General features: G+C 47.9%; 6 protein-coding genes and 6 pseudogenes. 5 read left to right on the forward strand and 7 right to left on the reverse strand.

Annotated elements, in window-relative coordinates; translation table 11 throughout:
• Positions 1-133: 133 nt before the first annotated feature.
• From CS022_RS09550 to pfkA, 3 genes and pseudogenes are all read left to right on the forward strand, one after another.
• The gene (locus tag CS022_RS09550; protein WP_129122092.1) at positions 134-616 is read left to right on the forward strand and encodes a Spy/CpxP family protein refolding chaperone; all 483 of its coding nucleotides are present in this window, start codon (positions 134-136) and stop codon (positions 614-616) included.
• A gap of 143 nt (positions 617-759) precedes the next feature.
• The gene (gene fieF / locus CS022_RS09555) at positions 760-1668 is read left to right on the forward strand and encodes a CDF family cation-efflux transporter FieF (RefSeq protein WP_129122093.1); all 909 of its coding nucleotides are present in this window, start codon (positions 760-762) and stop codon (positions 1666-1668) included.
• Between the two features lie 211 nt (positions 1669-1879).
• Positions 1880-2841, forward strand: a pseudogene (gene pfkA, locus CS022_RS09560) (6-phosphofructokinase).
• 65 nt (positions 2842-2906) lie between these two features.
• On the opposite strand, the gene cysE reads toward pfkA, so the two are convergent.
• The 4 genes and pseudogenes from cysE to CS022_RS09580 form a co-directional block, all read right to left on the reverse strand.
• A complete protein-coding gene (gene cysE, locus CS022_RS09565) occupies positions 2907-3725 on the reverse strand; it encodes a serine O-acetyltransferase (RefSeq protein WP_129122094.1) in 819 nt (272 codons plus the stop codon).
• A 224-nt stretch (positions 3726-3949) separates the two neighbouring features.
• Positions 3950-4965, reverse strand: a pseudogene (gene gpsA / locus CS022_RS09570) (NAD(P)H-dependent glycerol-3-phosphate dehydrogenase).
• A gap of 21 nt (positions 4966-4986) precedes the next feature.
• A pseudogene (secB, locus tag CS022_RS09575) lies at positions 4987-5450 on the reverse strand (protein-export chaperone SecB).
• Positions 5451-5524: 74 nt separating this feature from the next.
• Complete coding sequence (locus CS022_RS09580; protein ID WP_129122095.1) at positions 5525-5965, reverse strand: rhodanese-like domain-containing protein; 441 nt, start codon at positions 5963-5965, stop codon at positions 5525-5527.
• Positions 5966-6325: 360 nt separating this feature from the next.
• Between CS022_RS09580 and gpmM the strand changes: the two are divergent.
• Positions 6326-7863 (forward strand): annotated as a pseudogene (gene gpmM, locus CS022_RS09585) (2,3-bisphosphoglycerate-independent phosphoglycerate mutase).
• Positions 7864-7886: 23 nt separating this feature from the next.
• Positions 7887-9014 (forward strand): peptidoglycan DD-metalloendopeptidase family protein, encoded by a 1128-nt coding sequence (locus CS022_RS09590; protein WP_328590339.1) that lies wholly within the window; start codon positions 7887-7889, stop codon positions 9012-9014.
• A gap of 90 nt (positions 9015-9104) precedes the next feature.
• On the opposite strand, the pseudogene tdh reads toward CS022_RS09590, so the two are convergent.
• The 3 genes and pseudogenes from tdh to CS022_RS09605 form a co-directional block, all read right to left on the reverse strand.
• Positions 9105-10144 (reverse strand): annotated as a pseudogene (tdh, locus tag CS022_RS09595) (L-threonine 3-dehydrogenase).
• 5 nt (positions 10145-10149) lie between these two features.
• Positions 10150-11345, reverse strand: a pseudogene (locus CS022_RS09600) (glycine C-acetyltransferase).
• A 222-nt stretch (positions 11346-11567) separates the two neighbouring features.
• The gene (locus tag CS022_RS09605; RefSeq protein ID WP_129122097.1) at positions 11568-12212 is read right to left on the reverse strand and encodes a TetR/AcrR family transcriptional regulator; all 645 of its coding nucleotides are present in this window, start codon (positions 12210-12212) and stop codon (positions 11568-11570) included.
• Positions 12213-12266 lie beyond the last annotated feature (54 nt).

A 12266-nucleotide genomic window follows, 5' to 3' on the forward strand; every position in this document is an offset into this window, starting at 1 on the left:
TTTCGCAATTACCAACCCCAGACAGTGACTTTACCTGCCTTTACACTCTTTTACCCGCAGCAAACAGCGTTTTACTCTCCAGCAAGTAGATTTAGTGCAGCAACACACAACAATCGAAAATGGAGAGATACAGATGAAATTAAGAAAACGACTCATCGCTGCATTTGCGGCATCAACCTTGCTGCTCTCAACAGGCTCAGCGTTTGCCTTTGGTGGTGATCATCATGGTAAAGGGCACCATGATGGCAAGTCCTTTAAACGCCTGCTTCGCGGTGTCGATTTAACCGACGAACAAAAAGAACAGCTTAAAACATTAAAAATGGAGCAAAAAGAAGCCCGTAAAAATAATGTTATCGGCGGGCGCGAAAACATGCTTTCGCAGCGTGAACAAGTCAAGCAGCTGTTGCTCGCTGATGCCTTTGACGAGCAGTCAGTTCGACTACTTGCCGAGGAGATGGTGAACCAGCAGACAGAAAGACGTGTGGCAATGCTGAAATCACAACACGCGATGTTGTCAGTTCTCACCCCGGAGCAAAAACAGCAAGTCTCTGAGAACATGACAAAAATGCAAAAGCGGATGGAAGAAAAATTAAATAAACGCCTCCGCAACAACTAAAAAACGGTTTCACCTTCCTTGCTGAGTAAATGATCCGTCAGAGGTAGTCGATACCTTTGACGGATACCACTGTTTTTAGTGGATTAACGTGCCATTAAAAAGCACTATAATAAGTTTTCATACACACCGAACGTATCCTTGTTATGTCAACGACTTATTCCCGCCTCGTTCAGTCTGCTGCATGGGCTGCGACTGTTATCGCAACACTTTTAATGATTGCCAAGCTGTTTACTTGGTGGCATACCGAAGCAGTGAGTCTGCTTGCTTCACTGGTGGACTCTCTCTTGGATATTCTGGCGTCGGTGACCAACTTACTGGTGATTCGATATTCGCTTCAACCGGCTGATGATGAGCACAGCTTCGGGCACGGTAAAGCGGAATCACTGGCTGCACTGGCACAGTCTGCATTTGTTGTTGGTTCCGCATGCTTCCTGTTACTCAACGGTATCGAGCGTTTCTTCCGCCCTTCCCCACTGAACGAGCCCGAGCTCGGCATTTACGTGTCGATTTTTGCAACCATATTGACTGGCGCTTTGGTTATTTTTCAAAAGTGGGTAGTGAGACAAACGGGTAGTCAGGCAATTGCTGCTGACTCGCTACATTACCAGAGTGACTTGTTGATGAATGTTGCGATTATTATTGCGCTAGGCTTGTCCCTGTTTGATATCACTCAAGCAGATGCAGGCTTCGCGATTGCCATCGGTGTCGTGATTATGCTGAATGCCTTTAAAATGGCCAATAATGCCATTCAGTCATTACTTGATCATCGGTTGCCAGAAGATGAGCAAATACAAATTATGAATATTGCCACATCAACCCCGGGTGTAGACGGCGTCCATGAGCTGAGAACCAGACAATCCGGACAAACCAAGTTCATTCAACTTCACCTGGAGATCGACGGTAACCTGCGTCTCATTGAATCCCACAGCATTGCCGATGACGTTGAACAACAATTGTTATCTGTTTTCAATGGTGCTGACATAATTATCCATCAAGATCCAGTTTCGTCGACGGCAAAGTCTGAAAACACAGACGACAAGTCGGCAAATTGATTTATTCTCCGTCGGGTTTTCTGATTTTTATCAACAAAATATGCTAATTAATTTGTAATAGGCTTTCATAAGTAAGAAAGTTACAGTTTCAAAGCAACTGCCGTCGAGATACACTTGGCACTTATTTGTTTTGCACAGACAGTCTTCAGCTTGTCCCGGCATTGCACGAATATGGATTTTGACGTTCAATCCCCAAACTCAGAGGGTAACCATGGTTAGTAAAATTGGTGTTTTGACCAGTGGCGGTGACGCACCGGGTATGAATGCTGCGGTTCGTGGCGTTGTTCGCTCCGCACTCAGCGAAGGTATTGAAGTTTATGGCATTTATGATGCTATTTAGGCCTGCATCAAAATCGCATTGAAAAACTCAGCCGCACCAGCGTTTCTGACATCATCAACAAAGGCGGCACTTTCCTTGGCTCAGCACGTTTCCCTGAATTCCGTGAAGAGAAAGTGCGTCAACAAGCGATCAGCAATCTAAAAATGCACGGGATCGATGCGCTGGTTGTTATCGGCGGCGACGGCTCTTACATGGGTGCGAAGAAGCTGACTGAAATGGGCTTTCCATGTATCGGTCTCCCCGGCACCATCGATAATGATGTTGCAGGCACTGACTACACCATTGGTTATCTGACAGCCCTCAATACCGTCATTGACGCCATTGACCGTCTTCGCGATACGTCATCTTCCCACCAGCGCATTTCGATTGTCGAAGTGATGGGACGCCATTGTGGTGACCTGACTCTGATGTCTGCGATAGCGGGAGGCTGTGAATATATCATCACCCCTGAAATTGGCCTCGACAAAGAAGCCTTGCTCGCAAAGGTCAAAGAAGGCATCTACAAAGGCAAAAAGCACGCCATTATAGCGATCACCGAACTGATGACCGACGCAAATGAATTGGCGAAGTACATTGAGCAAGAAACAGGTCGTGAAACCCGTGCGACAATTCTTGGTCATATTCAGCGTGGAGGGCAACCGACTGCCTTTGACCGAATTCTGGCTTCGCGCATGGGCGCATATGCTGTTCAACTGCTGATGGAAGGTCATGGTGGACGTTGTGTGGGCATTCAGCGAGAAGAGTTGGTACACCATGACATTATCGACGCCATTGAGAACATGAAGCGTCCATTCCGCAAAGACCTGTATGATGTTGCAGACAAGCTGTTCTAACTAAACGCTAGAAAGCAAAAAACGGAGCCCTTGAGCTCCGTTTTTCTTTTGGGGCGGCGTTGAAGTCAAATACCGTCACCGCCAGAAAACAGATTATCGTTGCTCAAATCCTGACACATATCGAGCGATGGCTTATCTGATTGTGGCTTACCGACAACTTTTGCTGGCACACCCGCAACTGTAGTATGAGCAGGAACGTGGTCAAGTACCACAGAGCCAGAGCCTATCTTAGCGCCTTCACCCACCTCAATGTTACCAAGGATCTTGGCACCAGCACCGACCATCACACCCGTGCGAATTTTAGGGTGGCGATCGCCGGACTCTTTACCTGTGCCGCCCAGTGTTACATCCTGCAGTATCGACACATCGTCTTCAATCACAGCCGTTTCACCAACGACAATCCCAGTGGCATGGTCAAACATGATCCCGCGACCAATTGTTGCAGCGGGATGAACATCTACCTGACAGGCAACGGAAATCTGATTCTGTAAGTAAACGGCAAGCTCTCTGCGCTCTTGGAACCAAAGCCAGTTAGCAACTCGGAAACCTTGTAGTGCGTGATAGCCTTTCAGGTAAAGTAACGGTGTAGAGTAAAGCTCAACCGCAGGGTCACGCTGAACCACTGCACAGATATCACAGGCAGCAGAGTCTACGACACGTCTGTCTTTATCGTAGGCTTCCTCTATCACTTCACGCACAGCCATGGCTGGCATTGTCGGTGTCGCTAGCTTGTTGGCGAGGATATAACTGAGCGCCGACCCAAGCGAGTCGTGTTTGATGATGGTTGAATGAAAAAAGCTGGCCAGCATTGGTTCACGTTCAGATTGATCTTTCGCCTCACGCTTGATGGCTTCCCAGACTTTTTGTCGCTCACATTTTTTCATTGGCTTACTACCAGACTCCGCTGTTTTCTTTTCACTCTAGACCGGATCCGTCTCTCTGTCTGATCCAGTGACGAGAATTTCCTTTTGTATCATTACTTACCTAACAGGCGAGTACTTGCTTCTATACCTGCCTGCGCAGTGTAAAACGAATAAATTGTTTTGACTATTTAATCAAAAAAAAACAACGCGGGACAAGCCCGCGTTGTTTTTAATAATCTGTCTGTTTACTCTGAAGTTTTGGCTCTGGCCAACAAATCCTGCGCTGCGATTCTGGCATCTTTGCTTCGTAAAGGACCTTGAAAAGTTGCTCAGCAATCGGCATCTCGACACCCGCACGTTTGGAGAGAGCCCAAACCTCTCGGGTATTCCGATAGCCTTCGACAACCTGACCAATCTCATCTTGAGCCTGTTGCACACCTTTTCCAGCGCCTAACGCTAAACCAAAACGGCGATTACGGGATTGGTTATCAGTACATGTCAGCACCAAATCACCCAAACCAGCCATTCCCATAAAGGTCTCACGCTCTGCGCCCAATGCGACACCGAGACGCGTCATTTCAGCAAGACCCCGAGTGATCAACGCGGTTCTGGCATTCGCGCCATAACCAATACCATCAGACATACCTGCGCCGATCGCGATGACATTTTTCACCGCGCCGCCAAGCTGCATACCGATAAAGTCTGCATTACCGTAAACGCGTAATGTTTTGCTGCAATGCACTTTTTCCTGAAGGTCAGCGAGAAACTCAGCATCTGTCGACGCCACTGAGATAGCCGTTGGCATGCCCGCAGCAAGTTCTTTTGCAAACGTCGGGCCAGACAGCACCGCCAGTGAAATTTCATCACCAACAATATCATGCGCAACATCCTGAAGAAGTCGCCCTGTCTCTGGCTCAAGGCCTTTCGTCGCCCAGCAGATACGACTATCCGGCCGTAAAAACGGCTTCACATTCGCCAACACTTCGGCAAACACATGGCTCGGAACCACAACCAAAATATCACGGCTTGCCTGCACAGCCTGCTCAAGATCCGCGCATACAATCAGCGAATCAGGAAAGGCACTTCCCGGTAAGAAGGCGTCGTTAGCTCTGTCGGTCTCTAACGTCGCCATGTGAACAGGGTTATGCCCCCAAAGCGCGACCGTTTGACCATTTCTCGCAAGAGAAATAGCCAAGGAGGTGCCATAAGAACCAGCACCCAATACTGTCATCGCTGCGTTTGCAGTGTTCATTGCATTCATTCAGAGTACCTTGAAGTCAGCTTATGCTTCTTCAGACTCTTCCTTCATTTGGCTCTGAAGGTAGTTCATGAACAGCGCATCAAAGTTGACAGGCGCAAGGTTCAGCTGAGGGAATGTACCTTAACCACCAAGCCAGAAATGGTTTCGCGCGCATATGGGAAAAGGATGTTAGGGCAGAATGCACCCAGGCAGTGTGCCAGTTGAGGTGCTTCCATACCTTCAACACTGAAGATACCACCTTGCTGGATTTCACACAGGAACGCGTTCTCTTCGCCGTTTTTCACAGTCACAGTCAAACGCAGAACGACTTCGTAGACGTTCTCAGCCAGTTCACGGCTTTGTGTATCCAGGTCCAGATTAACGTCAGGGTTCCACTCGTTTTGGAAAACTTCTGGAGAGTTAGGAGCCTCAAAAGACAGGTCTTTCAGGAAAATGCGCTGGATAGAGAAATTCTGGTCAGCTTGCTGGGTTGCTGTTTCAGCCATGTTTGGAATCCTTTTAAATGTTCTTAGTCTGTGATTGTGCCCGTTCCGGGACACTTAAGTCAGTATAGAGCTGGTTACTTCTTTTTCTTCTTTCGAACCAACGGAAGGTTAGCTTCATTCCATGAAATCAAACCGTCTTTGAGGATACTGACTTTCTCAAAGCCCGCTTTCACCAGCAAGTTGGCATATTCAGGGGTTGTTTGCCCTGACTTGCACACCAATACAATGGGGTTTTGCTTAAATTTTTCAAGCTCACCAAAGTTATTTGCCTTGATCTCTGACGGCAAAATGTGAAGTGAACCAGTAATATGACCATTCTTGTAGTCGTCACGAGAACGAATATCTAAAAACGTCCCGTCTTCGTGGTTGATCAACGCAGTCGCCTGGTTAGGTGACAAAACATTGTACGCGGCTGTTTTTTGTTTGATGGTTAGCGCGATAAGGGCAACGAACAAACCAACCCAAACCGTTGACATGATCATATTGTTAGATAGAAACTCAATAAATGGCTGCATAATTCACTTCTAAATGTTGTCGACAGATTAAAATCGCCCCGAGTATAGCGTGCGCCTTTTGGAAGTGCACCCCGAACAATCAAAATCCCTAGCAGGCTCACTCCACGTCAATACTGGCAAGGTCTAAGGGTATTTGTGGTAGTTAGGAGAAGTAAGATTATTGGTCTTTGATGTAAGATTTGTTGCTCTCAGGCTCGACTTTCAGATAGACGTCAGGAAAACAGATGTAATCCGTATCGTCGATAGAGAGACACAGTATGAAATTTTGTTCCAATTTTGCCTACTGATCGACCAACGAAGTGTAGTAAAGTTACGTTATTAAATTAATAACCGCATTGACAAATACACAGAGGACACCACATGTCTGCCAAAAAGCCACTGGCTCTTGTTATTCTGGATGGCTGGGGATATCGCGAGGATAGCGCTGACAATGCCATTTCCAACGCAAACACTCCAGTTCTTGATGCCCTGATCAAAAACAACAGCACCCTGATTTCCGCATCTGGTATGGATGTAGGCTTACCTGACGGTCAAATGGGTAACTCTGAAGTTGGCCACGTCAACATCGGCGCCGGTCGTATTGTTTATCAGGACCTGACTCGTATTACGAAATCTATCGCCGATGGCGAGTTTGCACATAACCCTGTGCTAACTGCCGCAGTAGATAAAGCAGCCAGTGCCGATAAAGCCGTGCACATTATGGGCCTGATGTCTCCGGGCGGTGTTCACAGCATGAAGACCATATCGCTGCAGCCATCGAGATGGCAGCAGTCCGAGGTGCCGAGCAAATCTATTTGCACTGTTTCCTGGATGGACGCGACACACCACCTCGCAGTGCCAAGGCGTCACTTGAACGCTTTGATGCCCTGTTTGCAAAGCTGGGTAAAGGCCGCGTAGCGTCATTAGTGGGTCGTTACTATGCAATGGACCGTGATAACAACTGGGATCGTGTTGAGCTAGCATACAATCTGTTGACTGAAGCAAACGCAGACTTCTCGTTTGCATCTGCTGTGGAAGGTCTGGATGCAGCATACAGCCGTGACGAAAACGATGAGTTCGTAAAAGCCACCGAGCTTCGCGCTGAAGGCCAGCAGGTGGCGACCATCAATGATGGCGATGCACTTATTTTCATGAACTTCCGTGCTGACCGTGCGCGTCAGATCACCCGCGCATTCTTGCCAAGCTTCGATGGCTTTAGCCGAAACAAAGTGGCGGAACTGTCTGAGTTCGTCATGCTGACTGAATACGCAGCAGATATCGATACACCATGTGCCTTCCCGTCAGAGAACCTATCAAACACCTTGGGTGAATGGTTATCGAAAGAAGGCAAAACACAGCTTCGCATCTCTGAAACGGAAAAGTACGCGCACGTAACCTTCTTTTTTAACGGTGGCGTTGAAGAGGTATTTACTGGCGAAGAGCGCGCACTGGTGGCCTCTCCAAAAGTGGCAACCTACGACCTACAGCCTGAAATGAGCTCAGAAGAGCTGACTGACAAACTGGTCGATGCAATTAAGAGCGGTAAGTTCGACACCATCATCTGTAACTACCCGAATGGCGACATGGTTGGTCATACCGGCGTTTATGATGCAGCAGTGAAAGCCTGCGAAGCGGTAGACAGTTGTATTGCTCGCGTGGTTGAAGCTATCCGTGAAGTAGATGGCCAGCTTTTGATCACTGCTGACCACGGTAATGCTGAAATGATGATCGACCCGAACACTGGCGGCGTTCACACCGCGCATACTAACCTGCCAGTGCCACTGGTTTATGTCGGCAGCACAGATTTAGAGCTGGCATCTGATGGTAAACTGTCGGATCTTGCTCCGACCATGCTGTCTCTGATGAATGTAGAAAAGCCAGCAGAGATGACTGGTAAGGTGCTGTTCAATCTGAAATAATCTTTCCTATGAAAGGAAAGTATTTGCGCCTTCAAGCACGCCAATACGCCAGTGTCCTGTACACTGGCGTTTTCTTGTGCGTGACACTTTCTTCTCCTGCTGTTGCAGAAAGTGAGCAACTATCAGGAGTAAAAAACGAAATATCCCGTCAGGAAAAACAACTCTCTACCAGTAATCAGCGACTCAACCAGCTGCAAAGTAGCCTCAAAAAGCAAGAACAAGCCATTGGAGGCCTTGCCCGTCAAATAAGACAACTGACTCTTTCGACCCAGTCTCTTCAAAAACAAATTGCCAGCTTGCAAAAAGAGCAACGCCACCTTGAACAGGAAAAAATTGGTCAGACGGAAATGCTCAAAGACCTTTTAGATACCTATTACCGGCAAGGACATAAAAGCCAGTTGCAAACCCTACTCAGTGGTGAGGGAAGTGCTAAGCAGGACAGAATGACGGTTTATGCTGAAGCGTTGGCTAAAGCCAGACAAGAAGCCATAGACGCGCTAAGCGAGACCAACCGATTATTAGCTGAGAAACGCTCAGCGATTGCCCGCCAGAAGCAGGAAAAAGAGTCAAAGCTTGCAAAACTCAAGCGTAAATCAGACCAGATAAGCAAAGAGCAGAAGGCGAAGAAAAAGACGGTCTCTGCGATCACCCAAAGAATAAGAAACGACAAAACGTACCTCTCTGAGCTCAAGAATAATCAGCAACGACTAGAAAAAGAGATTAAAGCCGTCGCCGAGCGCCTCAAGGTAAAAATGGACGGACTCTCACCCTACAAAGGCAAACTCAGCTGGCCAGTAAGAGGCCGCGTACAGCACACATTTGGCAGTCAGCAAAGCGCTGAGCTTCGCTGGAAAGGCATGGTAATTGGTGCCAAAGCAGGTACAGAAGTCAACGCAGCGCATGACGGCACGATTGTACTTTCTGACTGGCTCAGAGGTTATGGCTTAATGGTAGTGGTTGACCATGGGCATGGCGATATGAGTTTCTATGGTTACAATCAGGCGCTGCTAAAACAAGTGGGTGACAAAGTAAAAAGCGGCGAGGCCATAGCTCTGGTCGGAAACAGTGGCGGACAAAAATCTGACGGGCTCTACTTTGAGATACGCCGTAAGGGTAAGCCCATCAACCCACAAAGTTGGTTAACTCGATAGGACCATCATTCACACTGACTTCACGCCGCATAGTGCGCAAACAACCCTAAAAAAGCCCGCGATTTAGCGGGCTTTTTTTTCGAGTTTAGATTACGCTTCCCAATCCAGAATTACCTTTCCAGATAACCCTGATCGCATGGTATCAAAGCCTTGTTGGAACTCATCTATCGGGAAGTGGTGAGTGATAATGGGTGTCAGATCCAGACCCGACTGAATAAGGCTCGCCATCTTGTACCAAGTCTCAAACATCTCACGGCCATAAATACCTTTAATGACCAACCCTTTGAAAATCACCTGATTCCAGTCAATACCCATGTTGGACGGTGGAATACCCAGCAGCGCAATCTTGCCACCATGATTCATGCTTTCCAGCATGGCATTAAACGCAGCAGGCACACCGGACATTTCCAGGCCAACATCAAAACCTTCGGTCATATCAAGCTCTGCCATCACATCGTCCAACGAGTTTTTGGCCACATTCACCGCACGGGTAACGCCCATTTGTCTCGCAAGATCAAGTCGATACTCGTTGATATCAGTGATAACAACATGACGGGCCCCAACATGCTTGCAACCGCGGCAGCCATAATACCAATAGGTCCAGCACCCGTGATAAGGACATCCTCACCCACGAGATCAAAAGACAGCGCAGTGTGCACAGCATTGCCGAATGGGTCAAAAATAGAGGCCAAATCGTCAGAAATCTCATCGGGGATCTTAAACGCATTGAATGCGGGAATGACCAGATATTCTGCAAAAGCCCCTTCACGGTTAACTCCGACGCCTGTGGTATTACGGCAAAGATGCGTGCGCCCGCCGCGACAGTTACGGCAGTGCCCGCAAGTGATGTGACCTTCACCAGAAACACGGTCTCCGACCGCAAAGCCACGCACTTCTTGACCGAGGGCAATGACTTCACCCACATATTCATGCCCCACGACCATTGGCACTGGGATCGTCTTCTGAGACCACTCATCCCAGTTATATATATGGACATCGGTACCGCAAATAGCGGTCTTACGAATTTTAATCAGCAGATCGTTATGGCCCAATTCAGGCTTCTCTACCTCGGTCATCCAAATACCGGGCTCAGCCTTAAGTTTCGCCAACGCTTTCATTGAATTACTCATCACGATTACCCAATCAATTCCATATCACGTCCCACTTTGATAAAGGCATCAATGGCTTTATCAAGTTGCTCTCGGCTGTGTGCCGCAGACATTTGGGTGCGAATTCTGGCTTGTCCTTTTGGTACTACAGGGAAAGAGAAACCAATCACGTAGATACCTTCTGCCATCATACGCTCAGCAAATTCAGCCGCGACTTTTGCATCACCCAGCATCACAGGAATAATGGCATGGTCTGCACCTGCCAAGGTGAAACCCGCTTCGCTCATGCGTGCACGGAAGTGCGTAGCGTTTGCCCAAAGCTGGTCACGCAGGTCGCCACTTTCAGCCAAAAGGTCAATCACGCGGATAGATGCCGCAACAATAGCGGGGGCGAGGGAGTTAGAGAACAGATAAGGACGAGAGCGCTGACGAAGCCACTCAACCACTTCCTTTTTACCCGACGTATAACCGCCGGATGCGCCACCCATGCTTTGCCCAAGGTTCCTGTGATGATATCAATGCGATCAATCACATCATGATACTCGTGGGTACCGCGGCCGTTTTGACCCATAAAGCCCACTGCGTGAGAGTCGTCGACCATCACCAGTGCGCCAAATTCATCTGCCAAATCGCAGACGGCAGGGAGGTTTGCGACAACGCCATCCATCGAGAAAACACCGTCAGTCACAATTAGCGTGTGTCTTACGCCTGCTGCTTTGGCTTCTTCAAGGCGGGCTCTCAGCTCACCCATGTCGTTGTTGGCATAACGGAAACGTTTCGCTTTACAAAGACGCACACCATCGATGATAGAGGCATGGTTGAGTGCATCAGAAATAATCGCATCTTCAGGGCCGAGAATGGTTTCAAACAACCCGGCATTAGCATCAAAGCATGAGCTATAAAGAATAGTGTCTTCCATATCAAGAAAATCAGAAAGTTTCTGTTCCAGCGCTTTGTGCGCATCTTGCGTACCACAGATAAAACGTACAGACGCCATACCAAAACCCTGCTCGTCCATACCTTGCTGAGCTGCACTGATAAGGGCGGGATGGTTGGCAAGACCTAGGTAGTTGTTGGCACAGAAGTTCAGAACCTCTTTTCCTGAACTGACAGAGATATTGGCTTGCTGCGCAGAGGTAATTTCGCGCTCGTGTTTATAAAGGCCTTCAGCTTTGACTTCTTCAATTTGCTGACGAATTTGCTGGTAAAAAGCAGCAGTCATTTCCTACTCCCTCGTTCTGGACGGGTTCTGAACAGAATATTACTTCGCCTGATAATCAGGCTATGCGATAGAATCATCACAACGCACCCTATTTTGGCACGCAGACATCTCCATAGTTATTACTATATACAGAATGTCTATGATGTTTCGGTGCTAGATAGTAGTTTTCTGTTCTTATCGCCGTCCAGATAAGAAGTAGATCTTATTGCAGTGGATCACGAATCATTCTTGATCAATCTGCGCCTTGTAGTGTTCAATTAATCCCAGCACCACTTGTTTACCAATCGGGGTAGTAAGAGGCGATACAATTTTTAAAATTTTGACCACCCCCTGATAGATAACACCTTTGGTCACTTGGGTCGCAGGTGCATGTACTGACTGGTAAAAAATCCAGCTCGATGCCACCAGCTTTAGGGTATCCCCTAATCCGTCCAAGTCATCGTCATCCAGATTTAAAAATCCGGTATCGCGGAACTGCGCCATCATGGCCACTAAATCACGCTGGAGAGAGTGTTGTGCAGTGATATATTTTTCCTGCAAAACAGCATCGCGACGAAGTATGTCAGGCAAGTTGGCATAAAAGAAACGATAGCGCCACATCAGTTGGAATGCCGCATCGAGGTAAGTCAACAGCTTCTGCTGATCAAGCATATCCGTCTCAGGATTAGGCAAAAAGGCGGTACCCAGATCAATAGCGTATTGATCAAAAATACAGTGTATAATCTCTTCCTTATTACGGAAGTGGTAGTAGAGGTTGCCCGGGCTTATCCCGAGGTCGGCAGCAATATGATTGGTGGTGACATTCGGTTCACCCTGCTCATTGAAAAGTGCCAGTGCTGACTGAATTATGCGTTCGCGGGTCTTCATGGTCTTAGTAACGTCCTCTCTCCCTGACGGAATCCGGAATAGTAACACAGTAAT

The sequence above is a fragment of the Veronia nyctiphanis genome, from assembly GCF_004116385.1.
In the GTDB taxonomy this organism is placed as follows: Bacteria; Pseudomonadota; Gammaproteobacteria; order Enterobacterales; family Vibrionaceae; genus Veronia; species Veronia nyctiphanis.